Raw genomic sequence first — 24,981 nt, forward strand, 5'->3', positions numbered from 1 at the left:
GCGTCCGGATGCCGCGTCATGGAGTCGTCGTCACCGCGTCGGCAGGGAATGTCCTGCGCCAGGCGAGCGCGACGTAGACGAGGCCGATCAGGACGGGTACTTCGATGAGCGGGCCGACGACTCCGGAGAGGGCCTGGCCGGAGGTGACGCCGAAGGTGGCGATGGCGACCGCGATGGCCAGCTCGAAGTTGTTACCCGCTGCGGTGAACGCCAGGGTCGTGGTGCGGTCGTAGGCGAGTCCCAGGCTCTTGCCGAGGAGGAAGCTGCCGAAGAACATGACCGCGAAGTAGACCAGCAGCGGCAGCGCGATCCGGGCGACGTCCAGCGGCTGGGAGGTGATGGTCCTGCCCTGGAGGGCGAAGAGGATGACGATCGTGAACAGCAGCCCGTACAGCGCCCAGGGGCCGATCTTCGGCAGGAAACGGGCCTCGTAGCCCTCGCGGCCCATCGTCTTCTCGCCGATCCGCCGGGTCAGGAAGCCGGCCAGCAGCGGGACGCCCAGGAAGACGACCACGTTGAAGGCGATCTCCCCATCGAGATGTCCAGGTGCTCCCCGTCGCCCAGGCCCAGCCAGCCCGGCAGCAGGTCGAGGTAGAACCAGCCGAGCAGGCCGAACGCCAGGACCTGGAACACCGAGTTGAGCGCGACGAGCACGGCCGCGGCCTCGCGGTCGCCGCAGGCGAGGTCGTTCCAGATGATGACCATGGCGATGCAGCGGGCCAGGCCGACGACGATCAGACCGGTGCGGTACTCGGGCAGGTCCGCCAGGAAGATCCACGCCAGGGCGAACATGACCGCGGGTCCGAGGACCCAGTTGATGACCAGGGAGGAGATCATCAGCTTGCGGTCGCCGGTGACGGCGTCCAGTTTGTCGTAGCGGACCTTGGCCAGGACCGGGTACATCATGATCAGCAGGCCGAGGGCGATGGGCAGGGAGATGCCGCCGACCTCCACCTTCGCCAGCGCGTCGTTCAGCCCGGGAATCACCCGTCCGAGCCCCAGGCCGACGGCCATGGCGATGAGGATCCACACCGCCAGGTAGCGGTCGAGGGTGGAGAGCTTCCCGACGATCGAGTCGTCCCCGGCCCCGGCCGGAGCGGAGGTGGTGGGCTCGGTGGAGGTCACGGGCAGGCCCTCTTGTTGTCGGCGGCGGTACGGGCGGACTCGGCCAGGTCGGCGAACTGCCCGGCGAGCCGGCCGATGACGTCGGGGCGCAGCTTGTAGTAGGTGAAGCGCCCGCACGGCTCGGTCTCCACGACCCCGGCCTCACGCAGGACCCTCAGGTGGTTGGAGAGGTTGGTCTGCCGGGCGCCGGTCTCCTCGACGAGGTGGGTGGTGCACAGCGTCTCGCGGGCGAGCAGGGTCACGATCCGCAGCCTGAGCGGGTCGGCCAGCACCCGGATCAGGTCAGCGTCGACTGACGTCATCATGGGCTGATACTTTCACATCACCCGACACTGATAACAGCCGAAACTGATAACAGCTGACACTGATAGCAGCTGACACTGATAGCAGCCGAAGGCTCGCCCACTCCGCGAAGGAAGAACGCATGTCCTCTGCTCCGCTCGCCTCCGTGCTGTTCGTCTGCGTCCACAACGCCGGCCGCTCCCAGATGGCCGCCGGTTTCCTCCAGCACCTCGCGGGCGACCGCGTCGAGGTCCGCTCCGCCGGTTCCGTCCCGGGCGCGCGGGTCAACCCGGCCGCCGTGGAGGCGATGCAGGAGGTCGGTATCGACATCGCCGGTGCCAGGCCGAAGATCCTGACCACCGAGGCCGTCCAGGCGTCCGACTACGTCATCACCATGGGCTGTGGCGACGCCTGTCCCGTCTTTCCCGGCAAGAAGTACCTCGACTGGACCCTGGAAGACCCGGCCGGCAAGGGAGTCGACGCCGTCCGCCCCATCCGCGACGAGATCAGGGCTCGCGTCGAGGCCCTCGTCGCCGAGATCGACGCGAGGCAGGGGGCGTGACCGGGCGCGGCCCCGGTGACTGACTCACGGGTGCGTCAGTGTCCGCCGGTGAGCTGTCCGGCGAGGCGCCGGCGCATATCGGCGCTGGGCGGGTTCAGGCCCACGACGGTGACCCTCTTGCCGCGTTGGGCGTACTTGGTCTCGATCGCGTCCAGCGCGGCGACGGACGACGCGTCCCAGATGTGGGTGCCGGAGAGGTCGATGACGACGTCGTCGGGGTCGCCCTTGTAGTCGAACTGGTAGACGAGGTCGTTGGAGGAGGCGAAGAACAGCTCCCCGGTGACCGAGTAGACGACCCGCTTGCCGTCGGGGTCGACGACGCCGGAGACGCGGGCCAGGTGGGCGACCCGCTGGGCAAATATGATCATCGCGGCGATGGTGCCGACCACCACGCCGATGGCCAGGTTGTGGGTGGCGACCACACACACGACGGTGATGACCATGACGAGGGTCTCGCCCATGGGCATCCGCTTGAGCGTCCTGGGCCGGATCGAGTGCCAGTCGAAGGTGCCGACCGACACCATGATCATGACGGCGACCAGGGCGGCCATCGGGATGTCGGACACGACGGGGCCGAAGACGACGACCAGGATGATCAGGAAGGTACCGGCCAGGAAGGTGGAGAGCCGAGTGCGGGCGCCCGAGACCTTCACGTTGATCATGGTCTGGCCGATCATGGCGCAGCCGCCCATGCCACCGAAGAAGCCGGTGACGATGTTGGCGATACCCTGGCCGATCGACTCACGGGTCTTGCCCGAGCGGGTGTCGGTGATGTCGTCGACCAGCTTGGCCGTCATCAGCGACTCCATCAGGCCCACCAGCGCCATGGCGAGCGCGTACGGGGCGATGGTGGTCAGCGTGTCCAGGGTGAACGGCACGTCCGGCAGGCCCGGCACCGGCAGGGAGGACGGCAGCTCGCCCTTGTCGCCCACGTTCGGGACGGCGATGCCCGCACCCACGGTGATCACGGTCAGGACGACGATGGAGACCAGCGGTGCCGGGACCACCTTGGTGACCTTCGGGAAGAACACCATCAGGACCAGGCCGGCGGCGATGAGCGGGTAGACGGCCCAGGGCACGTCGTGCATCTCCGGCACCTGGGCCATGAAGATCAGGACGGCCAGGGCGTTGACGAACCCCACCATGACGCTGCGCGGCACGAACCGCATCAGCTTGGCGATCCCGAGCGTGCCGAGGATCACCTGGAAGACGCCCGCGAGGATGACGGCGGCGACCAGGTACCCGAAGCCGTACTCGTGGTTGAGCGGCGCGATCACCAGGGCGACGGCACCTGTCGCGGCGGAGATCATCGCCTTGCGGCCGCCCACGACGGAGATGACGACGGCCATCGTGAACGAGGCGAACAGGCCGATCTCGGGGTCGACGCCGGCGATGATCGAGAACGAGATCGCCTCCGGGATCAGCGCCAGGGCGACGACCAGCCCGGCCAGTACCTCGGTGCGCGCGACCTTGGGTGACGCGAGCCACTCCGGCCTGGACAGGCGCAGCTTGGGGGCTTGGGACAGCGGTGAGGACATGCAACCGTTTCTTTTCAGGCGCAGGCGCAGGCGTCCGCTGCCGCTGGACACACGCGCTCGGCGTACGTGATCCCGGTGAGGAATCGTCCGGCGGTCCAGCCGCCTCGGCGGGGGCCTCGCCGGACAGGGCGGCAACCCTCGGGTCGCCGGTCGGGCATCATTGCCCGGAAGTCTTCAGTGCGGCCAGGGCACTCTACCCTGACGTGAGGGGAGAGTGTGGTCTCGGAGCCCAGGCGGACCGAGCGGACAGAGACGGCAGGACGATGACGGAACAGCGGCACATGCAGATCGGCGAGGTGGCCGAACGGACCGGTTTGTCGCTGCGTACGATCCGTCACTACGAAGAGGTCGGCCTGGTTGTTCCCTCGGCCCGCAGCAAGGGCGGTTTCCGCCTCTACACGGAGTCCGACGTCGACCGGCTCATGGTGATCCGCCGCATGAAGCCGCTGGACTTCTCCCTCGAGGAGATGCGGGACCTGCTGGAGATCACCGACCGGCTCGCCGCTCCCGACGAGGCACCGGCCGGTGAGGAGAGGGAGCGGCTGCGGGAGCGGCTGGACTCCTACCGGAAGGTGGCCGACGCGCGCTGCGAGACGTTGCGCGCGCGCCTGACGATGGCCGAGGACATCGCCGCCACCCTGCGGCGAAGGCTCGACACCGACTCCCGGCAGGCTGCGGCCCGCACGGCAGCGGGCGAGGGAGAGGCGAACGGATGAGTCTGCGTTTCGAGGAGATCGACTGGCGACAGACGCCGATCGGTGACATCAGTCTGCGCCGGCGCCGCCATCCGGCGACGGGCGAGGACGTCTACGAGGTGAAACTGGGCGACGAGTTCCTGATGTCCAGCCTCTTCACGGCCGGCGAGATCGCGCTGGCCGAACTGGGGCTGGCGGCGCTGCCGGACGACGCCCAGCTGGACGTGGCCGTCGGCGGCCTGGGACTGGGATACACCGCCCGGGCTGCGCTGGACGACCCCCGGACCGGCACCCTCACGGTGATCGACGCGCTCGCCGAAGTCATCGACTGGCACCGACGCGGGCTGGTGCCCCTCGGCACCGGACTGACCTCGGACGCGCGCTGCCGACTGGTGCACGGCGACTTCTTCGCGCTGGCCGCCGATCCCGGTGGACTGGACCCGACGATGCCGGGCCGTCGTTTCCACGCGGTCCTGCTGGACATCGACCACTCGCCGAGCCATGTGCTCAACCCCCGCAACGCCGCCTTCTACCGGCCCGCCGGGCTCCGCGCTCTGGCGGCGCACCTCCACCCCGACGGAGTGTTCGCCCTGTGGTCGAACGACCCGCTGGAGGAGCAGTTCACCTCCGCGCTCGCGGACGTCTTCGCCGCACCGCGGGCTCACGTCGTCACGTTCGACAATCCCCTCCAGGGCGGCACCGCGACCAACACCGTGTACGTGGCGCACAAGAAGTAGCCGTCCCCCGGTCAACGCCTGGACGGCGGCCGCCGACCGCGCTCAGTCCGTCACGCGGGCCGTTCGGGGAGCGTCGGGAGAACCTTCTCGGCCACGTCCAGGAGGGCGCTGTCGTCCGGGAGGGCTCCGGAGGCGCTCCACACGGTGAGGTCGTAGTAGCCGCCCTGGTCCTTCGCGTCGAGGGCGACGGACAAGGTGCGGGCCAGGGGGCCCTGTTCGACCGGTCCGCCGGAGCTGCCGCTCCCCAGGTTGATCTCGATCTTCATCGTGTGGTCCGAGGCGAGGACCGCGGGCCGGCCGAGGACGGAGAGCGTCTTGACGTCCGTCTCCTCGCCGTACTTCATCAGCTTGACGTACTGGGCGATCGACAGGTGGTTGTACGTGACCGAGACGTTCACGGTGTACGTGTCGAACTGAACCTCGGCCTCCGGCTGGGCGACCTTCCCGTCGGTCAGCGGGGCGGTGTTGCTGGTGCCGGATGCCACGGTCGCGGTCTCCGCGGGCGTTCCGAGGAGCTGGGCCAGGTCGGGCCTGTTGAGCGCCTCGCACAGTTTGTCGCCGGTCACGGCGCGGGGGGTCTTCTTGTAGGCGCCCGGCAGTTTCTCGTCCTCCCCGCTCGTACAGGAGGCGGCCTGCGGTGTGCCGGCATCCTCGGCGGGCAGCAGGTTCGGGCCCAGCCACGCTGCCGCCCCGAGCGCCCCGAAGACGGCCACGGCCGCGAACGCCTGGCCCCAGGCGTTGGGTTCCTTCTCCGGAGCGGTCGGGGCGACGGGGCGCTGCACAGCCGGGCGCTGCGGCTGGGGCTGGGGCTGCGGTTCCGGCTGGGGTTCCGGCTGGGGTTCCGGCTGCGGCTGCGATTGCGGGGCCGTGGCGCGGCGTGCGCGCAGGGCCTGGGCCACCGTGTGGATCCGCACCGCGGTGAACACCAGGAACGCCAGGCCGATCCCGGCCGCCACCCACTCGGCGTCGCGGTAGGCGAGGTACATGATGCGCACGCCGAAAACGGACCCGACGACGATGAGCAGCGGCTCGCGTACCCAGAAGGGCAGGAGACGGACGAGGAAACCGAGCATCCGGCGATCTCACCAGGCCAAGATCGCGCGTGCTGTGACGGAAGCCATAGTTCCGGCTCGCTACTCAACCGTGATGGAACGGGGCTCGTGGGGACGGCTCCTTCCCACCGTCACCATCACCCCGCTGCGCTTCTGACTGGCACATCAGTCAGTCTCTCAATAGGGCTCTATATCAGCCATTTCCCTCTCCCTTGCCGTTGAGTTTTTCGCAACACGTGTCTAGGGTCGTGCCCGTGGAAACCGACGACGCTCTCGACGGCGCCCCGACCGCCGACACCGCCGCCCGCGTCCGCGGGGTCATCTCGGCCGCGGGCGTCAGCCAGCGTGAGTTCGCGCGCCGTGTCGTCATGGACCCGTCCAAGCTGTCGCGTTCGCTGAGCGGCACCCGCCGCTTCACGGCCGCCGAGCTGGCGCGGATCGCCGACGAGGGGCGGGTGGACGCGGGCTGGCTGCTCGGCACCCGGCCCCGCGAGAAGGCCACGGAGCCGTCCACCGGGGTCGAGGGCGGGCGGCCGTTGCAGATCGTCCGCGAGACGGTCCGGCTGATCGCCGAGCACGGCTTCCACGCGGTGCGGGTCGCCGACATCGCCCGCGCCTGCGCCACCAGCAGCGCCGCGATCCACTACCACTTCCCCGGCCGCGCCGAACTCCTGGAGGCGGCCGTGCGCTGGTGCATGGACGAGGACACCGCGCGCCGTGCCGCCCGGCTCGCCGAGGCGGACGACGCGGCTGCGGAACTGCGCCAGCTCATCGCGTTGCAGACGCCGCGCACCGCGCAGCAGCGGCGTCAGTGGGCGGTGTGGCTCGACCTGTGGGCCGAGGCCGCGCGCTCGACCGCGGTGGGCCGACTGCACTCCGAGTACTACCGGCAGTGGCGGGAGACCGTCGCCGACGTCGTACGCCGAGGGGCCGGACAGGGCGTGTTCCGCGCCGGGCTCGATCCGCAGGCGGCGGCACTGACGCTCACCGCGTTGATCGACGGCCTGGCGACGCACGTCCTCTCGGTGGGCGGGCCGTCGTCCGCCGCGGCGGCGGACGCGATGCACGCGGCGCTGACCGCTCATGTCACCGACACGATCCTGGCCCCGTAGTCCGGACGGAGGCCGGCCCAGCGGCAACACAAGACCCGATCCCGGGAGTTCCCGTATGCCCATGACCGAGAACGTCATCATCACCTGTGCGCTCACCGGCGCCGGCGACACCGTCCGCAAAAGCCCCCACGTGCCCGTCACCCCGGAGCAGATAGCCAGGAACGCCGTGGAGGCGGCCGCCGCCGGAGCGGCCGTCGTACACATCCACGTACGCGATCCGGAGACCGGCGATCCGTCCCGCGACCCGAAGCTGTACCGGGAGGTCGTCGAGCGCGTGAAGGAGACCGGCACCGACGTCGTCATCAACCTCACCGCCGGCATGGGCGGCGACCTGGTCATCGACCCGGACGACCCGCTCACCCACCTCCCCGGCACCGACCTCGTCGGCGGGCTGGAACGGCTGCCGCACGTCGAGGACCTGCTTCCCGACATCTGCACGCTGGACTGCGGTTCGCTCAACTTCGGCGACGGCTCGAATCTCTACGTCTCGACGCCCGACATGCTGCGCGCGGGCGCGCGGCGCATCCAGGAGCTGGGCGTGCGGCCCGAGCTGGAGATCTTCGACACGGGGCAGCTGTGGTTCGCCAAGCAGTTGCTCGCGGAGGGCCTGCTCGACGAGCCGACGGTCTTCCAGCTCTGCATGGGCATCCCGTGGGGCGCGCCCGCGGACCCCGGGGTGCTCCAGTCGATGGTCGCCATGCTCCCGCAGGGCGCCCGTTGGGCGAGCTTCGCGCTCGGCCGGATGCAGATGCCGTGGGTCGCGCAGTCGATCCTGCTCGGCGGGCACGTTCGCGTGGGCCTGGAGGACAACCTGTACCTCGGCAAGGGCAACAAGGCGACCAACGCCCAGCTCGTCGAGCGGGCGGTGACCATCACCGAGTCGGTCGGCGCCCGCGTCGCGACGCCGGACGAGGCCCGCGCCACCCTCGGCCTCAAGCCCCGCAGGTAGCCCACCGGACCGCCCGGACGACAAAGGATTCCTCATGACCTCACCCGAGAACGTCCGCCGCGTCGCCTGCGTCGGTGCCGGAGTCATCGGCGGCGGCTGGGTCGCCCACTTCCTGGCGCGCGGCTACGACGTGACCGCCTGGGACCCGGCACCCGACGCCGCACGGAAGCTGCGCCGCCTGGTCGACGCGGCCTGGCCGACGCTCACCCGGCTCGGCCTCGCCGAGGGCGCGTCGACCGACCGGCTCACCGTGACCGGCACCCTCGAACAGGCCGTCGCCCACGCCGACTTCGTCCAGGAGAGCGCTCCCGAGCAGCTCGATCTCAAGCGTGATCTGCTGGCCCGCCTGGACGCGGCGACACCGCCCGGCGTCGTCATCGCCTCCTCCACCTCCGGCTATCCGATGACCGACATGCAGACGACGGCCGCCGATCCGACCCGCCTGGTCGTCGGGCACCCGTTCAACCCGCCCTATCTCATCCCGCTGGTCGAGGTGGTCGGCGGCGAGCGCACCGACGCGGCGGCGGTCGCCTGGGCCGCCCGCTTCTACGAGGTCGCGGGCAAGTCCGTCATCACGATGGACCACGAGGTACCGGGGTTCATCGCGAACCGCCTCCAGGAGGCGCTGTGGCGCGAGGCGCTGCACATGGTCGCGAACGGTGAGGCGACGGTCCAGGACATCGACCGGTCGATCACCGAGGGCCCGGGGCTGCGCTGGGCGGTGATGGGGCCGATGCTGACCTTCGCGCTCGCGGGCGGCGAGGGGGGCATGGCGCACATGCTGGACCACTTCGGCCCGTCCCTGAAGTCGCCGTGGACGCGGCTCGAAGCGCCGGAACTGGACAAGGAGTTGTACGACGCCGTGGTGGCGGGCTGCGACGAGGCGGCGGACGGCCGTTCCCTCGCGGACCTGGTGGCCGAACGCGACCGGGGCGTCGTCGAGGTGCTGCGCGCCACCGGCCGCCTGGACCGCGAGGAGGGCGCCCGGTGACGCGGCTCCCCCTGTTCCGCAGCACGGTCCGCCCGGAGTGGATCGACTACAACGGCCATATGAGCGAGGCCTTCTACGTCCTGGTCTTCGGCCACGCCACGGACGCGCTGATGACCGGGACGGGCCTGGACTCCGGCTACCGCGAGACGACGGGCTGCTCCCTCTACACGGTCGAGTCCCACGTCCGCTTCCTGCGGGAAGTACCCGCCGCCTCGCATCTCGCCGTCCGCACCCGGGTGCTGGGCGCGGCGGCGCGCAAGGCGCGTTTCGCGCACGAGATGTACGTGGTGCCGGGACCGGAGTCGGAGCCGGCGTCGGACGCGGTCCCGGTGGCGACGACGGAGCTGCTCGCGGTCCATGTCGACCAGCGGGCGGGCCGGGCCGCCGAGTTCCCGGACGAGGTCCGGCGCCGCTTCACGGAGCTGACGGAACCGGCGCCGGACTGGGCGGGCCGCTCGATCCCCGCCGTGGCCTAGACCTTTTGTGTCTAGACCTCTTGCCCGCCCGTGACGCGCAGGCTACGTTTCCCGCAGTTCGGAGTCCTTCACCTTTCCTTCAACTCCCTTGACGAGCAAGGCTGGAAGGAGCATGTCCGCATGCAGGACCGGAGTCTGTCCAGACGGACCGTTCTCGCTTCCGCGACCGTGGTCGCCGCGAGCACGGCGGGTGCCGTGGGGGTGGCGGCCACTCCCGCGGCCGCGCACGGGCGCGAGCACCGCCTCAGGAAGATCATCTCCAGGATGAGCGTCGAGGCGAAGATCGGCCAGTTGTTCGTCCCGTACTTCTACGGCACGTCGGCGACTTCTCCCAGCCAGTTCGACCAGGACCGCAACCTCAGGGAACTCGGCGTCCGCACCGTGGCCGAGCTGATCGCCAAGTACCACATCGGCGGGGTCATCCTCTTCTCCGGCTGGGCGAACAACATCCAGGACCCCCGGCAGGTGGCGGACTTGTCGAACGGCGTGCAGCGCGCCTCGCTAGCCCTGCCCACCCCCGTCCCGTCCCTGATCTCCATCGACCAGGAACACGGGGCGAACGTCCGCATCGGCAGCGGCGCCACCCAGTTGCCGGGTGCGATGGCGCTCGGCGCGGGCCGCTCGCTCTCCGACGCGCGCGATGCCGGGCGGATCTCGGGCACCGAACTCGCCGCTCTGGGCATCCACCAGAACTTCGCCCCGGTCGCCGACGTCAACGTGAACCCGGCCAACCCCGTCATCAACGTCCGTTCCTTCGGGGCCGACGCGCGCCAGGTGGGCCGTATGGTGGCCGCGCAGGTGACGGGGTATCAGCAGACCGGCGTGGTGGCCTGCGCCAAGCACTTCCCGGGCCACGGGGACACCGGACAGGACAGCCACTCCGGACTGCCGGTGATCACCCACACCCGGGAGGAGTGGGACCGCGTCGACGCCCCGCCCTTCCGGGCCGCGATCGCCGCCGGCGTCGACTCGATCATGACCGCGCACCTCCAGGTCCCCGCGCTCGACCCCAGCAACGAACCGGCCACCCTGTCCCCCGCGATCCTCCAGGGCGTGCTGCGCGACGAGCTGGGCTTCGACGGCGTCATCGTCACCGACGCCCTCAACATGGCGGGTGTGCGCACCAAGTACGGCGACGACCGCGTGCCCGTCCTCGCCCTCAAGGCCGGTGTCGACCAGCTGCTGTTCCCGCCGGACATCGACGTCGCCTACCACGGCGTGCTGGCCGCCGTGCGCGGCGGGGAGATCACCGAGGACCGGCTCGACGAGTCGGTGCTGCGCGTCCTGCGCCTCAAGGACAAGGCCGGCCTGCTCAGCGGCAGCCCCTACACCTCCCCACGGGAAGTCGACCGGGTCGTCGGCGCCCGCGGGCACCGGCTCGCCGCCGCCCGGATCGCCGAGCGCACCACCACCCTGCTGGTCAACGAGGACGGGGCGCTCCCGCTGCGCCGCGGGCAGCGGAGGCTGCTCGTGACCGGCGCCAGCCCGGCCTTCCCGACCGACGGCACCCGTACCTCGGTGCCCGAGCTGGCCAAGGCGTTCGAGGAGCTGGGCTACCGCACCACCCACCTCGCCACCGGCCGGGAGCCCGACGCGGCGAAGATCGACGAGGCCGTGGCCGCCGCACGGGGACGGGACGCGGTGATCGTCACCACCGACAACGTCGGCGCCGCCAGCCCCCAGCGCACCCTGGTGACCCGGCTGCGCGCCACGGGCGTCCCGGTCGTCCACCTCGCGGTGCGCAACCCCTACGACATCGCCCACCTCGGCGACGTCCCGGCCTCGCTGGCCTCCTACTGCTGGACCGAGGTCGAACTGCGCGCCGCCGCCCGGGTGATCGCCGGCCGGGTCGCACCGCGCGGCAGGCTGCCCGTGCCCGTCCAGCGGGCCGACGACCCGACCCAGGTCCTCTTCCGCATCGGGCACGGCCTGTCGTACGACGACTGACACCCGCGGGCGCCGGGGTCAGGCGACCGGGCGTTCCAGGGCCGCCTCCGTCTCGCCGCTCCCGGACCCGTCGCGCTCCGACTCGTCGCTTCCGGACTCGTCGTTCTCGGACTCGTCGCTCTCGCCGAGGAAGCCGCCCGACTGGTGCTGCCACAGTCTGGCGTAGGCGCCGTCCGTCGCGAGCAGTTCCTGGTGGGTGCCCTGCTCCACGACGCGTCCGCGGTCGAGGACGACCAGGCGGTCCATGCCGGCGACGGTGCTCAGACGGTGGGCGACCACGAGAGCCGTGCGTCCGTCCATCAGCCGCCACAGGGCGTCCTGGACGAGGACTTCGCTCTCCGAGTCCAGGGCGCTGGTCGCCTCGTCGAGCAGCAGGATCGGGGCGTCACGCAGGACGGCCCGGGCGAGGGCGACGCGCTGGCGCTGGCCGCCGGACAGCTTCACCCCGCGCTCCCCCACCAGGGTGTCGAAGCCGTCGGGGAGCTGCTCCGCGAACTCCGTGACGTGCGCGGCCTCGGCGGCCGCGTGGATCTCCTCGTCGGTGGCGCCCGGCCGGGCGAAGGCGATGTTGTCCCGCAGGCTGCGGTGGAACATGGCGGGTTCCTGCGGGACGTAGGCGATCAGTGAACGCAGGTCGCTCTGGCGCAGCCGGCTGATGTCCTGACCGCCGATCAGGATGCGTCCGTGGTCGATGTCCGACATCCGCAGCAGGAGCCGGGTGAGGGTGGTCTTGCCGCCGCCGGACCTGCCGACCAGGCCGATCCGGGCGCCCGCGGGCACGTCCAGGCCGAGCCCCTGGAAGATCGGCTTCGCCCCCGTGTGGGCGAAGGTCACCGCCTCGAAGCGGATGCCGGTGTCCCGCGGCGCGAGTGGTTCGGGCGCGTCGGCGTCCAGCACCGTGGGCGGGTCGAGCAGCAGCTCCGTGAACTGGGCGGCCTCGGTCATCGAGCTTTCCAGCCGCCGGTAGATCTGGTTGAACTCGAACATGATCTGGGTGGCGTTGGAGTAGTAGGTGAAGGCGACGACGACCTCCTCCACTCCCTGGCCGGGACCGCCGAAGGCGATGGCGACCAACAGGCCCAGCACGTTGGTCAGTACGGACATGGGCGCGATCAGGACGTCCACGCGCAGGTTGCCGTAGTCCCACGACCGCAAGGTCAGGCGTCGGGAGTCCGCGACCCGGCTGCGGTGTTCGGCGGCCTCCCGCCGCTCGGCCGCGAAGGCCCGGATGGTCTCCATGTTCATGAGGCTGTCGGCGACATGGCCGGAGACCCGGGCGATCGCCGCCTCCCGGTCGTTGACGAGCCTCTGCCGACGGCGGATCAGCGGCGTCGCGGTCACCACCGTCAGCGCGATCATGACGAACAGGCCGACGACGAGCATCGGTTCGTAGCTCCACAGCACTACGGCGCCGAACACCAGGGGGACGAGGCTGCCCACGATCCGGTACGTCACGGTGTCGACGAAGTCCTCGAAGCGCTTGCCGTAGCTGAGCACCCGCTTGGTCAGGGAGCCGGCGAAGTTGTCGTGGAAGAAGGCGGCGTCCTTGGCGAGGAGTTCGTCCATGCCGCTCACGTACAGGTGCTCCATGCCGAGGGCGTCCACGCGGTTCAGGCAGTGCTGCCCGACCCGCCAGACGGCCTCGGCGAGCAGCAGCGTCACACCGAAGCCCAGCACGTACGGCAGCGCCGGGCCGAGGGTGAGACCGCCCTCGTCGGCGGCCTGCCCGGCCAGCTTGGCGATCAGCAGCGGGGCGACGTAGCGGATGCCGATGTTGCCCACGGCCGGCAGCAGCAGCGCGGGCAGGGCCAGTCGTCGTAGGCGCCGCAGTTCCCGGCCGTAGTGGCGCAGCGCCAGGAGAACCGCGCTCCTGCCCGGCGCCGGTCCTCGCGTCTCTGATGTCCCCATCACACTCCCGGAGGTTCGGAAGCCGGAAGTTTCCCGTCGGACGCGGTACACAGTCCAGGCATTTACCGCGGACCGGTCGAGAACCGGACACCGTGCGGCCCGCCTTCGGCGCAACGTGACATTGTATGGTGAGGGCCAATTGGCCGGCCGGACGCAGGAGCACGGATGCCGCATCTCACGTCGCGGGCGATCTCCGTCCAGACCCATCTGCGCGACCAGGTCGCCGACGCGCTGCGGGCCGCCCTCATCGCCGGTGATCTGCGTCCCGGTGTCGTCTACTCCGCCCCCACCCTGGCCGCGGAACTCGGCGTCTCCGCCACGCCGGTGCGCGAGGCCATGCTGGACCTGGCCCGGGAGGGGCTGGTCGAAGCGGTGCGCAACAAGGGGTTCCGCGTCACCGAGATGACCGAGCGGGACCTCGACGAGTTCACCGAGATACGGACGCTGATCGAGGTTCCCACCGTGGGACGCGTCGCCGCCACCGCGACCGTCGAGCAGTTGGAGGCGCTGCGCCCGCTGGCGCGGCGGATCGTCACCGCGGCCCGTGAGCACGACGTCCTCAAGTACCTCGAAGCCGATCACCACTTCCACCTCGAACTGCTGGGCCTGGCCGGCAACCACCATCTGGTGCAGGTGGTGGCCGACCTGCGCAAGCGTTCCCGCCTGTTCGGGCTGGCCAGCCTCGACGAGGCAGGGCGGCTGGTCGCCTCCGCGCAGGAACACATCGACCTGCTGGATCTGCTGGTGGCCGGCCGCGGCCGGGAGGCCGAGGAGTGCATGCGCCGCCATCTCGCGCACGTCCGCACGCTGTGGGCGGACGGCACCGCCGAGTCCGTCAGAGAGTGAAACCCGCCGGGTAGGGGTCGGTGGGGTCGAGCAGGTACTGCGCGGTGCCGGTGATCCAGGCGCGGCCGGTGACGGACGGCAGGACGGCCGGGCGGTCCCCGACCGTCGTCTCCCCCAGCACCCGCCCGACGAACCGGGAGCCGATGAAGGACTCGTTGACGAAGTCCTGACCGGCCGGCAGCAGACCGCGGGCGTGCAGCTGCGCCATCCGGGCGCTGGTGCCCGTGCCGCAGGGCGACCGGTCGAACCATCCCGGATGGATCGCCATGGCGTGCCGCGAGTGCTCGGCGGTCGATCCGGGGGCCTCCAGGTAGACGTGGTGGCACACGTCGATCTCCGGGTTCTCCGGGTGGGACACCGGGTTCTGCTTGTTGACCGCGTCCATGACGGCCAGCCCGGCGTCGAGCAGCCGCTGCTTGTGTGCCCGCTCGAAGGGGATGCCGAGGTCGTCGGTGCGGACGAAGGCGTAGAAGTTGCCGCCGTAGGCGATGTCGTAGCGCACCGCCCCGTATCCGGGCACGTCGACGACCTGGTCGAGTGCGTGGCAGTACGAGGCGACGTTCTCCAGGGTCACCGACTCGGCGTGGCCCTCGCGCACCCGCACCCGGGCCGTGACCAGTCCCGCCGGGGTGTCGAGCCGCACCAGGGTCTCCGGTTCGGTCACCTCGACCATGCCGGTCTCGACGAGGACCGTCGCGACGCCGATGGTGCCGTGCCCGCACATGGGCAGGCAGCCGGAGACCTCGATGAACAGGACGCCGTAGTCGGCGTCCGGTCGAGTGGGGGGTTGCAGGATCGCCCCGGACATCGAGGCGTGTCCGCGCGGTTCGCACATGAGCAGGGTGCGCAGGTGGTCGCGTTCGGCGACGAACCGCTGCCGTTTCTCGAACATCGTCGCGCCGGGGAGGACGCCCACCCCGCCCGTGATCACGCGGGTGGGCATGCCCTCGGTGTGCGAGTCGACGGCGTGGTAGCAGACCGTCGAGCGCATGGTCAGTTCACCCCGGCGTCGACGAGGGCCTGGGTGGCGGCCCGTACGACGGCTTCCGTCTCCGGAGCCAGCGGCTGCCGGGGCGGACGGCAGGCGCCGCCGCGGCGGCCGGTCAGCTCCTGGCCGAGCTTGATGGCCTGGACGAACTCCGTCTTGCTGTCCCACCGCAGTACGGGGTGCAGTTGGCGGTAGAGCGGCAGTGCGGTCTCCAGGTCGCCCCGCACGGACGCCTCGTACAGCGCGAGACAGGCCCGGGGGAAGACCTGCGGGTATCCGGCGACCCAGCCCTTGGCGCCGGCGAGGGCGACTTCCAGCACGGTGTCGTCGGTGCCGATCACGAGGTCGAGGCCGGGGGCCAGCTCGGAGATCTCGTAGCAGCGCCGCACGTCCCCGGAGAACTCCTTGACCCCGACGATGAAACCTTCGGCGTGCAGCTTCGCCAGCAGGTCGGGGCGCAGGTCCACCTTGGTGTCGATGGGGTTGTTGTACGCGGTGACGGGCAGGCCCACCGAGGCCACCCGTTCGAAGTGTTCGAGCACCGCGCGGTCGTCGGCGCGGTAGGCGTTGGGCGGCAGGCACATGACCGCCTGGCAACCCGCGTCCCGGGCGAACCTGGCGTGCCGCTCGGCCTCGCGCGCGCCGTAGGCGCCGACGCCGGGCATGACGGTGAACCCTTCGGGGGCGTGCGCGACGGCGGTCTCGACGACACGATCGCGCTCCTCGTACGTGAGGGTCTGGTACTCGCCCAGGGAGCCGTTCGGCGCGACGCCGTGCATCCCCTGTTCGGCGAGGTGGGCGACGCTCTCGCCGTAGGCCGCGAAGTCGACCGAGAGGTCGTCGTGGAACGGCAGGCTGGTCGCGACGATGACGCCGTGCCAGGGCTTGCGGGTCTCGCTCATGAACACTCCTTGTCGGTTGCACCGTTGTCCGTCGATGCCGTCGATACCGTCGATACCGAAGGTGCCGCCGGTGCGTCGTCGAGGTCGGCGAGCGCCCCGAGGGTGACGGGTGTCGCGACGAGCCGTTCCGCGGGCTCGTAGGCCCGCCGCCGCTCCGTGAGGCAGTGCACGGCGGGTCCGCACATCCGGCCCTGGCACCAGCCCATGCCGGCCCGGGTCAGTTGTTTGACCTGCCGGTGGTCGTGGGCGCCGGCGGCGCGGGCGGTGCGGATCGCCCCGGCGGTCACCTCCTCGCAGCGGCACACCACGGTCTCGTCGGTCAGCCACGAGGGCCAGGCGGACGGGAGCGGGTGGGCCAGGGCCATCGCCCGGGCGAAGGCCCGCTGCCGGGCCACCGCCGAACGCAGGGCGGCCAGGCGTCTGTTCGCCGGTACGGAGGTCGGTGCGGGGGTGGCGCGGGAGTCGGCGAGGACCGACCGGGCGGCGAGCCGCCCCTCGTTCACGGCGAGGGCCGCCCCGCCCACACCACAGGTCTCCCCCGCGGTGTAGAGACCGGGGACGGTGGTGCGCTGGCCGCCGTCGACCGCGACGACCGCGTTGCCGTCCGCCGCGTCGGTGAGGGCACAGCCGAGGGGGACGAGCAGGTCGAGCTGGGGTGCGAAGCCCCAGCCGACGCCCACGGCGTCGACCTCGACGCGTCGTTCCGTACCCGGGCGCGGGCTGCCGTCCGGCGCCAGCGAGGCGATCCGCACCGCGGCCACGCGTTCACCGCCGTCCGCGGCGACGATCGCCGTGCGCGGGCGGAGCGGGACGCGGTGGCGCAGGAGCGCTGCGGCGTACCCGGCTCCCTCGGCCCACTTGCCGGGGTTGCGCAGCAGCGGGCCCGGGTGCCGCAGCCACGCGTTCGGGTGGGCCGCCTCGCACACTGCGACGACCTCGACGCCGCGCGCCGCGAGTCCGGCGGCCACCGGCAGCAGGAACGGGCCGGTGCCGCCCAGCGCCACGCGGCTTCCGGCCGCCACTCCGCCGCCCTTGAGCAGCGCCTGCATCCCGCCGACGGTCAGTACGCCGGGCAGGTCCCAGCCCGGGAAGGGCAGTTGACGGTCGTAGGCGCCGGTGGCGACCAGCAGTCTGGGCGCCCGCAGAACGAGGGCGGTCTCCCGCGGCGCCTGTCGACGGTCCACGGCGTGGACCGCGAACCCGTCGCCCTCGCGGACGGCGGACCACACGCTGTGTTCCAGGCGCAGGTCGAGCCGGCCCGCCGTCCGGTGTGCGGCCAGCGCCTCGCACAGGGCGCGGTACCGGCGCAGTCCGTGGTGCAGGTCGTCGGTCGGGACGGCCGCGCGCGCGTGCTCCGGCGGGTGCCGCCAGTACTGACCGCCGACGGCGGTTCCGGAGTCCAGCAGTACGACGCGCAGTCCCCCGGCCAGCGCCGTGGCCGCGGCGGCCATGCCCGCCGGGCCCGCGCCCACGACGACGAGGTCCGCCGGCTCAGTCATCGCCGCCCTCCTGGGTCGTGACGGTCATGCCCGGCCGGGCCGGCACCAGGCAGGCGCGCTGTCCGCGGGTTCCGTCGACGGTGACGAGGCAGTCGAAGCAGACGCCGATGCCGCAGAAGACGCCACGCGGGCGGTGTCCGACCCGGGTGGTGCGCCAGGCGAGTCGGCCGGTGGCCACGAGGGCCGCGGCGACGGTCTGTCCCTCGACGAACGGCAGCGGCTCGCCGTCGACGACGATCTCGCTCACTGGGGAGCACCTCCGGCGGTCAGGAAGCGGTCGGGCAGCAGGCCGCTGTGGGCGGCCGGATCGGCGCCGCGCCAGGGGCGGCCCAGCAGGTGGGCGGTGACGAGCGCGCCGGTCCCGGAGGCGAGGCCGATGCCCGCCCCCTCGTGGCCGCACGCGTGGACGACGCCCGGCACGCGCGGGTCGGGGCCCACCACCGGCAGGTGGTCCGGGCAGTACGGCCGGAACCCGCGGTAGGCGCGCATCAGATGGACTCCGCGCAGGAACGGGAAGAGCCGGCACGCCTGGGCCGCGAGCCTGGTGACCACGGCGGTGTTCATCGTGGTGTCGAAGCCGACGCGTTCCCGGCTGGCGCCGATGAGGACCGTGCCGCCGCGCGTGCCCTCGACGACGCACGAGGTCTCCAGCCCGGCGTCGGAGGAGGCCACGTTGGCGACGTAGTCGGCGGAGTAGACCTTGTGGCGGACCATCGGCGGCAGCGGTTCGGTCACCAGGACGAAGCCGCGGCGCGGCAGCACCTCGATGGGGGCGCCGAGCCGTCGGCCGACCTCGCCGCCCCAGGTCCCGGCGGCGTTGACGACGGCGTCGGCGGGCAGCACCTCGTCGGCGGCCGTCCGGACGCCGGTGAGGCGGCCGTCCCGGCCGGTCACCGCTCCGGCCACCTCGCCCGGGTGAAAGCGTGCGCCGCGCCGTACGGCGGCTCGCAGCAGCGCGGCCGCCGCCAGCACCGGCTGCACCTGCGCGTCCTGCGGGTAGTGGACGCCGCCGGGGAGGTCGGGCGCGAGGTGGGGTTCGAGGTCCCGCACCCGGTCGACCCGCTCGACGCGGACCCCCGCCGCCTCCTGCCGACCGGCGAACTCGTGGAGCGCGGCGAGGCTTTCGGGGCCGCTCGCGACGACCAGGCCGCCTTTCGGCTCCAGTTCGAAGGTGTCGGGGCCCAACTCCCGGCCCGCTTCGTCCCACAGCGTGCGGCTCAGCCGGGCCAGGTCTAGTTCGGGGCCGGGTTCCTTGTCGGAGAGGAGGACGTTGCCCTCTCCGCGGCTCGTCGTCCCGGCGCCGACGGGGCCGCGGTCGGTGACCGTGACGTCCATGCCCGCCGATGCGGCGTGGAAGGCACAGGCGGCTCCGACGACTCCCGCACCCACGACGACGACTTTCAGGGCCAACGGCTCCTCCTCGGCGCCCGCGTGCACTGTGCAATGTCACATGCCATGGGTGAGGCTATCCATCCGGCAGGCGGAAGACAACGCCTCCTCCGCCCCGGCTCTTCCCCGGCTGGTCCCAGGCTGGTCCCAGATGACGGGAGGGGTCAGAGATCGACTCGGGTGCCCAGGCCGGTCAGGGCGCCGACCGGGTCGAGGTCGGGAGTGCCGCGCGGCCACCAGTCCTCACGGCCGGGTTCCGACTCGTACGCGTACCAGAGCCCCACCCGGCCGAGTCTGAGCTGGACATGGCCCCGTGGGTGGGTGAGGCGGTTGCGCCAGGGGCGGAAGGCGGGGAGGTCGGCGGCGCGCAGCAGCGGGCGGGCGCGGTCGAACCGGCCGGCCGGCGGGTCCCAGGGCTCCTCCAGGACGTCGAGGCCCTCCGGTCCGCCCTGCCGCCAGGCGGCGACGGCCCGCGCCAGCTCCGCCGTGTCACGTCCGGCGGCCGAGGCGAGGGACGCGTAGAGCGTGCGGGTGCCCGCGGTGAGGCCGGAACCGGGGCGCGCGGCGGCGAGCCGGACGGCGTCCTGCCACAGCGTCAGTCCGCCGACGGGATCGCGCCCCGTGGTGAGCAGGGCGTGGGCGCGGGCGGCCGCGTCGGTGGCCAACTGGTCCAGCGCGAACGGGTCGGGGCCGCCGGGCGCTGCCGGGTAGGCCGGTGGCTGTTCGGGATGCGGGGGTGCGGGCAGCGGCGCCGGGAGGGGCGGCAGGGCGCGCGGGGTCAGCGCCTCACCGGCCCGGACGCCGGGCAGGGGCGCCGGTCCGCGGTCCTGGGCAGCACGCGCGGCGCGGGCCGCGTTCCGCCGGGACAGGGCGTCGAGCAGCGCGCGTTCGCCCCGGCCGCGCAGCAGGAGCAGGACGAAGGGGTCGGCGTCGAGCAGCCGTGCCGTCTGGTAGCAGAGCGCGGCGGCGTGCTTGCAGGGGTGGCCGGAGTCGGGGCAGCTGCACTGCGGGGTGAGGTCGCCGGGCCCGGGGAGCAGCGGGACGCCGCGGTCGGCCAAGTCGGCCAGGGAGTGCGGAAGTTCCTTGTCGAGGAGGGCGGCGATGTGTCCGGGCCGTTCGACGGCGGCGTCCAGGAACCGGTCCCAGTCGGCGTCGCCGAGCGTCCGCAGCCGCACCTGGACGCGGTACGGCCGGGCGCGGCTGCCCTGCACATAGGCGAGGACCAGCCCGGGCGTCACGGTGATGGCGTCCACATGCCCCCGCTCCGCGTAACCGCGTCCGCGCTCCAGCCGGGCGGCGTCCAGGGCGCCCTCCTCCAACGCGGTCACCCACGCGTTTCCCCACCACGTCCCGGCGAAGCCCTCGTCCCCGGCCCGGGGCGGCAGCGCGGGAAAGGTACGCCGAAGATCGCCGTCCCGGCCCGGGGCCGCCATCGAGCGGGGTGCGCGGGGTCGCGCGGGCGGTGCGGTGGCACCGGCGACGGCCCGACCGCGCGCCGCCGAGGACTGCTGCGGGCGCCGCGACCACCCGGCGCCGGGCTCCGGACCTTCCGGGTGGGGCGCGGGGTCGGCTTCCGGGGAGGGGGGCGTGGCTTCGGCGGCAGCTTCAGGTGAGGTGGGCGTGGCTTCGGCGGCGGGCGCCGAACCTTCCAGGTGCGGCGCGGGGACGGCTTCAGGGGCGGCGGGCGTGACTCCGGCAGCGGGGTCCGCGCCGGGGGACGAGTGCGGCGCAGGCGCAGCGTCAAGGGAGGCGGGCATGCCTCCGGCAGCGGGGTCCGCGCCGGGATACGAGTGCGGCGCAGACTCGGCGTCAGGACCGGCGGGCGCGGCACCGACGGCGGGGTCCGCGCCGGGAGACGCGTGTGGCCCAGGCTCAGCGTCAGCGCGGGCGGGCGTGGCTCCGGCGACGCGATCCGCATCGGGAGACGCGTGCGGCCCAGGCCCAGCGCCAGGACCGGCGGGCACGGCACCGACGACACGATCCGCACCAGGAGACGCATGCGGCCCAGGCCCAGCACCAGAACTGGCGGGCGCGGCACCGGCAACCCGATCCGCACCGGGAGACGCATGCGGGTGGGTGGCCGCCCGCCCCTCGGCGGCGGTTGCGGCGGCCGGCTCCCCGGCGGGCGGGGCCTCCTCGACCGGGTCCGACCCCTGCTCCGGGTGGGCGGCCACCCGGACCCCGGCGGATTCACCGGTCGGCACCCCGGCGGGCAGGGCCTCCTCGACGGGGTCCGCCTCCGGGGGCAGTCGGAACGCGCCCGCGGCGAAGTCCCGTACGGCACGGGCGCGGGCGTCGGCGGTGCCGGGACCGCCGGTCGCCCGCCGCTGACGACCGGCCGGACGGGGCGACCGGCGCGCGTGCGCCGCGCCCTCGGCCGGTACGCCCTTGGCCGACGCGTCCGCCTTCGCCTGCCGACGCGCCGCCCGCAACGCCTCGCGCGCCACGTCCGCCGGCCGGGCGGCCCCCACGCCCATGGAGCCGGGAAGTGACGCCCCGTCCGGTGCGGGCACGTCGTCGGACCGGACGGTCTGCTCGTCCGGAGCTGAGGGCTTCCCCACGGGCCCCGGATCTCCCGGGCCGGTCGCGTCGGCTGGGTCTGGCAGGGCCGGGGCTGCCGGTTCCCCGAGCGCTCCGCGGTCCGCCGGGGCCGCCGAACCGGCCGGACGCGCAGCGCCCCGCGGTCCCGGCGGCGGCACGTCGGAGGCGTTGGCGGCAGCGGGCTCGTCGGGGACGTCGGGCCGCGTGTCAGGGCTGTCCGCGGGGTCGTGCACACCGGCCTGCCGTGCGGTGCGGGCGCTGCGCAGCGCGGCGCGGGCGATGTCCCCGGGGCGCGTCGAGGTGGGTTCCCCCGGCGTCCGACCCGGGTCGCCGCCCTCCTCACCCCGTGCCGGGGCCGGGGGCGGTGACGTCGCCCCGCGTTCTCCGTCCGCGCCCGCTGCCTCCCCGCGCTCGCGTGCCTCGCGCAGGGCGCGGCGGGCCTCGTCGGCGGGCCGGGGGGTCATGACGGCCTCCGCAGGGACACGAGGTCGGACAGTTCACGGGCCGTCAGTTCGGTGAGGGCCGCCTCCCCGGAGCCGAGGATCGCGTCGGCCAGGGCCCGCTTGGACTGGAGCATCTCGGCGATGCGGTCCTCGACCGTGCCCTCGGTGATGAGCCGGTGGACCTGGACCGGCTGGGTCTGTCCGATGCGGTAGGCGCGGTCGGTGGCCTGTTCCTCCACGGCCGGGTTCCACCAGCGGTCGAAGTGCACGACGTGCCCGGCGCGGGTGAGGTTGAGGCCGGTACCGGCGGCCTTCAGGGACAGCACGAGGACGGGGGTCGCCCCGCTCTGGAAGCGGTCCACCATCCGCTCCCGCTCCGGCACCGGCGTGCCCCCGTGCAGCAGGTCGACCGGGACCGCGCGGGCGGCCAGGTGGGAGGTGATGAGGCGGGCCATGCCGACGTACTGCGTGAAGACCAGCACCGAGCCGTCCTCGGCGAGCATGGTGTCCAGCAGCTCGTCCAGCAGGGCGAGCTTGCCCGAGCGCGCGGTCATCCGGTCGGCGCCGCCCGGCGGGTGCTCCTCCTTCAGGAACAGCGCGGGGTGGTCGCAGATCTGTTTCAGCGACGTCAGCAGCTTGAGGACGAGACCGCGGCGACCCATGCCCTCGGCCTCCTCGATGGCGAGCATCGACTCGCGCACCACCGCCTCGTACAGCGCGGCCTGTTCGCGGGTGAGCGGGACGGGGTGGTCCGTCTCGGTCTTCGGCGGCAGCTCGGGGACGATGCCCGGGTCGGACTTCTTGCGGCGCAGCAGGAAGGGGCGGATGAGGCGGGCGAGGCGCTCCACCGCCTGGTCGTCCTCGCCGTTCTCCACCGCGCGCGCGTGCCGGGCGCGGAAGGACTTCAGGGGGCCGAGCAGCCCGGGGGTGGTCCAGTCGAGCAGCGCCCACAGCTCGGAGAGGTTGTTCTCCACGGGGGTGCCGGTCAGGGCGACCCGCGCCGGGGACGGGATGGTCCGCAGGGCCTTCGCCGTCGCCGAGTACGGGTTCTTCACGTGCTGGGCCTCGTCCGCGACGACCATGCCCCAGGGCTGCTCGGCCAGGGTGGTGGCGGCGGACCGCATGGTGCCGTAGGTGGTGAGGACGAAGCCGCCGGTCAGGTCGTCGAGGGTGCGGTCGGGGCCGTGGAAGCGGCGGACCGGGACGCCGGGCGCGAACCGCTCGATCTCCCGCTGCCAGTTCCCCAGCAGGGAGGCCGGGCAGACCACCAGGGTCGGTTCGGTCCGGGCCCGCCTCAGGTGCAGGGCGATGACGGTGACGGTCTTGCCGAGGCCCATGTCGTCGGCGAGGCAGCCGCCGAGGCCGAGCGAGGTCATGAGGTCGAGCCAGGCGAGGCCGCGCAGCTGGTAGTCGCGCAGGGTGGCGTGCAGTCCGGGTGGTGCCTCGGCGGGCCGCACGCCCGCGGTGAGCCGGTCGCGCAGGGCGGCCAGCGCGCCGACGGGCACCACGTCGACCGTCTCGCCGTCGGCCTCCGTGCTGCCGGTGAGGGCGACGGAGAGGGCGTCGACCGGGTCGAGCAGCCCGAGATCGCGCTTGCGGGCCCGGCGGACGAGCGCCGGGTCGACCAGCACCCACCGGTCGCGGAGCCGGACGACGGGGCGGTGGGCCTCCGCGAGGGTGTCCATCTCGGCCTCGGTGAGCGCATCGCCGCCGATCGCGAGCTGCCAGCGGAACTGGAGCAGGTCCTCGCTCTCGAAGAAGCCCGTGCCGTCGGTCGCGGAACCGGGCGCGGTCCTGATCACCGCGGTCGCGGTGAGGTCCTGGGCCAGGTCGCGGGGCCAGTGCACGGCCACCCCGGCGGCGGCGAGCCGGGCGGCCGCCACCCCGAGCAGGTCGGTGACCTCCTCCTCGGACAGGGCGAGCACGTCGGGCACGTCCTGTTCGGTGAGCCGGTCGAGCGGCGGCCAGACCCGGGCCGCGCGCCGTACCGCCAGGGCGGTGTCCACGCGCGCGCGGGCACCGAACGCCGCGTCGGCCGTCCCCGACCACAGGTCGGCCGCGTCGGCGACGAGGGTGGGGTCGGCGAGGCTGTGCACCTGGACGACGGCCGCTCCGGCGTTGCGCGGGCCGCCGTCACCGCCTCCCCCGGCCCCGGGGGCGCCCTCCCCGTCCCGGTCGAACAGGTCGTACGCCGACAGGTCCAGGCGGAGCGAGATCCGCACGCCCGCGTCCATGCCGGCGGCGACCTCCGCGGCCCAGTCGTGGGCGTCGGGCAGGCGCTGGGCCTCGCGTGCGGCGAACGGGCGGCCCGTGGCGTGCGGTGCGGCGGGGGTGCGGGGCAGGGTGTCGGCGACCGCGTCGAGGAACGCGCGGACCAGCGCTTCCGGCTCCGGCAGGCGGATCGGTCCCGGCCCTTCGAGCGGGACCGCGTGCCCCTCCGGGGGCAGGGCGGCGGCCACGGCCCGCAGGTGCGCGATGTCGTCGGGGTCGAGCGGACCGGCCCGCCAGGCGTCGTGTCCGGCCGCGGTCAGGCCGGGCAGCAGCCGGCCGCGCGCGGTGAGCCGCAGGGCGTGCAGGGCCGCCGCGCCCCAGCAGGCGGTGGCCGGGTGGGCGGACGGGTCGTGCCGGGCGCGCACCAGCAGCGGCAGCGCCTCGGCGAGCGACAGCGACAGCGCGGGTGCGCTCCCGCGCCGCACCCCGGCGCCGTGCCGCCGTACGACGGTCAGCTCCGTCGGGTCGCCGGGCCGGTCGTCGCGGTCCGGTCCCGCCTCCCCGGCGACCGGGCCGCCGGCAGGGTCCCAGAAGGCGATCCGTCCCTCGCGCGGGAGCGGCGCGGGCAGGAAGACGGCCGCGAGCCGGGCGGGGACGGACGCCGTCGGCGCCTCGGCCCGCCTCGTCTCCGGCACGGCCACGTCACCCATACGTCCTGTCACCTCCCGCCCGTCTGCCCGATCAGATGTCTTCGACTCTACGGGCGGGGTCTGACAATCGGCTCCGGC

19 protein-coding genes and 2 pseudogenes are annotated in these 24,981 nt (G+C 73.0%); 9 read left to right on the forward strand and 12 right to left on the reverse strand.

What is annotated here, in order from left to right:
• Positions 1–16 precede the first annotated feature (16 nt).
• Positions 17–1,125: pseudogene (gene arsB / locus ACIRGB_RS07875) on the reverse strand (ACR3 family arsenite efflux transporter).
• Positions 1,122–1,430, reverse strand: coding sequence for an ArsR/SmtB family transcription factor (locus ACIRGB_RS07880; RefSeq protein WP_403859871.1), 309 nt, complete (start codon positions 1,428–1,430; stop codon positions 1,122–1,124). Before ACIRGB_RS07880 ends, arsB begins: the two are co-directional and overlap by 4 nt.
• 119 nt (positions 1,431–1,549) lie before the next feature.
• Between ACIRGB_RS07880 and ACIRGB_RS07885 the strand changes: the two genes are divergently transcribed.
• Positions 1,550–1,969 (forward strand): arsenate reductase ArsC, encoded by a 420-nt coding sequence (locus ACIRGB_RS07885; RefSeq protein WP_403859874.1) that lies wholly within the window; start codon positions 1,550–1,552, stop codon positions 1,967–1,969.
• Between the two features lie 35 nt (positions 1,970–2,004).
• Here the strand turns inward: ACIRGB_RS07885 and ACIRGB_RS07890 are convergent, their stop codons facing one another.
• Positions 2,005–3,507, reverse strand: a complete 1,503-nt coding sequence (locus ACIRGB_RS07890; protein WP_403859877.1) for a SulP family inorganic anion transporter — start codon at positions 3,505–3,507, stop codon at positions 2,005–2,007.
• A 263-nt stretch (positions 3,508–3,770) separates the two neighbouring features.
• Between ACIRGB_RS07890 and ACIRGB_RS07895 the strand changes: the two genes are divergently transcribed.
• Positions 3,771–4,223, forward strand: coding sequence for a MerR family transcriptional regulator (locus ACIRGB_RS07895; RefSeq protein WP_403859880.1), 453 nt, complete (start codon positions 3,771–3,773; stop codon positions 4,221–4,223).
• Positions 4,220–4,939, forward strand: a complete 720-nt coding sequence (locus tag ACIRGB_RS07900; protein WP_403859882.1) for a spermidine synthase — start codon at positions 4,220–4,222, stop codon at positions 4,937–4,939. Before ACIRGB_RS07895 ends, ACIRGB_RS07900 begins: the two co-directional genes overlap by 4 nt.
• 50 nt (positions 4,940–4,989) lie before the next feature.
• Here the strand turns inward: ACIRGB_RS07900 and ACIRGB_RS07905 are convergent, their stop codons facing one another.
• Positions 4,990–6,012, reverse strand: a complete 1,023-nt coding sequence (locus ACIRGB_RS07905; protein ID WP_403859885.1) for a DUF6215 domain-containing protein — start codon at positions 6,010–6,012, stop codon at positions 4,990–4,992.
• Between the two features lie 233 nt (positions 6,013–6,245).
• On the opposite strand from ACIRGB_RS07905, the gene ACIRGB_RS07910 reads away from it, so the two are divergent.
• From ACIRGB_RS07910 to ACIRGB_RS07930, 5 genes are all read left to right on the forward strand, one after another.
• Positions 6,246–7,103 carry a TetR family transcriptional regulator C-terminal domain-containing protein gene (locus ACIRGB_RS07910; protein WP_403859888.1) on the forward strand — a complete coding sequence of 286 codons (858 nt, stop codon included), beginning with the start codon at positions 6,246–6,248 and terminating at the stop codon, positions 7,101–7,103.
• A gap of 55 nt (positions 7,104–7,158) precedes the next feature.
• Positions 7,159–8,052, forward strand: a complete 894-nt coding sequence (locus ACIRGB_RS07915) for a 3-keto-5-aminohexanoate cleavage protein (protein WP_403859891.1) — start codon at positions 7,159–7,161, stop codon at positions 8,050–8,052.
• Positions 8,053–8,086: 34 nt separating this feature from the next.
• Complete coding sequence (locus ACIRGB_RS07920; RefSeq protein WP_403859894.1) at positions 8,087–9,043, forward strand: 3-hydroxyacyl-CoA dehydrogenase NAD-binding domain-containing protein; 957 nt, start codon at positions 8,087–8,089, stop codon at positions 9,041–9,043.
• Positions 9,040–9,519: a thioesterase family protein gene (locus tag ACIRGB_RS07925; protein ID WP_403859897.1), complete on the forward strand. Its 480-nt coding sequence runs from the start codon at positions 9,040–9,042 to the stop codon at positions 9,517–9,519. Before ACIRGB_RS07920 ends, ACIRGB_RS07925 begins: the two co-directional genes overlap by 4 nt.
• 120 nt (positions 9,520–9,639) lie before the next feature.
• On the forward strand, positions 9,640–11,466 hold the full coding sequence (locus tag ACIRGB_RS07930) for a glycoside hydrolase family 3 protein (RefSeq protein ID WP_403859900.1): 1,827 nt from the start codon (positions 9,640–9,642) through the stop codon (positions 11,464–11,466).
• Between the two features lie 18 nt (positions 11,467–11,484).
• On the opposite strand, the gene ACIRGB_RS07935 is transcribed toward ACIRGB_RS07930, so the two are convergent.
• A complete protein-coding gene (locus tag ACIRGB_RS07935; protein ID WP_403859903.1) occupies positions 11,485–13,374 on the reverse strand; it encodes an ABC transporter ATP-binding protein in 1,890 nt (629 codons plus the stop codon).
• A 165-nt stretch (positions 13,375–13,539) separates the two neighbouring features.
• Between ACIRGB_RS07935 and ACIRGB_RS07940 the strand changes: the two genes are divergently transcribed.
• Positions 13,540–14,220 (forward strand): GntR family transcriptional regulator, encoded by a 681-nt coding sequence (locus ACIRGB_RS07940; protein ID WP_403859906.1) that lies wholly within the window; start codon positions 13,540–13,542, stop codon positions 14,218–14,220.
• Here ACIRGB_RS07940 and ACIRGB_RS07945 read toward each other — a convergent pair.
• From ACIRGB_RS07945 to ACIRGB_RS07975, 7 genes and pseudogenes are all read right to left on the reverse strand, one after another.
• Entirely contained in the window at positions 14,210–15,211 is a 1,002-nt protein-coding gene (locus ACIRGB_RS07945; RefSeq protein WP_403859909.1) for a proline racemase family protein, read from the reverse strand. The two genes, ACIRGB_RS07940 and ACIRGB_RS07945, sit on opposite strands and share 11 nt — an antisense overlap.
• A gap of 2 nt (positions 15,212–15,213) precedes the next feature.
• Positions 15,214–16,110: a dihydrodipicolinate synthase family protein gene (locus ACIRGB_RS07950; RefSeq protein ID WP_403859912.1), complete on the reverse strand. Its 897-nt coding sequence runs from the start codon at positions 16,108–16,110 to the stop codon at positions 15,214–15,216.
• Complete coding sequence (locus tag ACIRGB_RS07955; RefSeq protein ID WP_403859915.1) at positions 16,107–17,609, reverse strand: NAD(P)/FAD-dependent oxidoreductase; 1,503 nt, start codon at positions 17,607–17,609, stop codon at positions 16,107–16,109. The genes ACIRGB_RS07950 and ACIRGB_RS07955 overlap by 4 nt, the downstream gene beginning before the upstream one ends.
• Complete coding sequence (locus ACIRGB_RS07960; RefSeq protein ID WP_403859918.1) at positions 17,602–17,856, reverse strand: (2Fe-2S)-binding protein; 255 nt, start codon at positions 17,854–17,856, stop codon at positions 17,602–17,604. The genes ACIRGB_RS07955 and ACIRGB_RS07960 overlap by 8 nt, the downstream gene beginning before the upstream one ends.
• Positions 17,853–19,013, reverse strand: coding sequence for an NAD(P)/FAD-dependent oxidoreductase (locus ACIRGB_RS07965; protein WP_403860634.1), 1,161 nt, complete (start codon positions 19,011–19,013; stop codon positions 17,853–17,855). Before ACIRGB_RS07965 ends, ACIRGB_RS07960 begins: the two co-directional genes overlap by 4 nt.
• A 149-nt stretch (positions 19,014–19,162) precedes the next feature.
• Positions 19,163–20,458: pseudogene (locus ACIRGB_RS07970) on the reverse strand (SWIM zinc finger family protein); the annotation flags it as partial.
• 1,541 nt (positions 20,459–21,999) lie between these two features.
• Positions 22,000–24,903: an SNF2-related protein gene (locus ACIRGB_RS07975; protein ID WP_403859921.1), complete on the reverse strand. Its 2,904-nt coding sequence runs from the start codon at positions 24,901–24,903 to the stop codon at positions 22,000–22,002.
• Between the last annotated feature and the right edge of the window lie 78 nt (positions 24,904–24,981).

Source organism: Streptomyces sp. NPDC102490, assembly GCF_044765285.1.
In the GTDB taxonomy this organism is placed as follows: Bacteria; Actinomycetota; Actinomycetes; order Streptomycetales; family Streptomycetaceae; genus Streptomyces.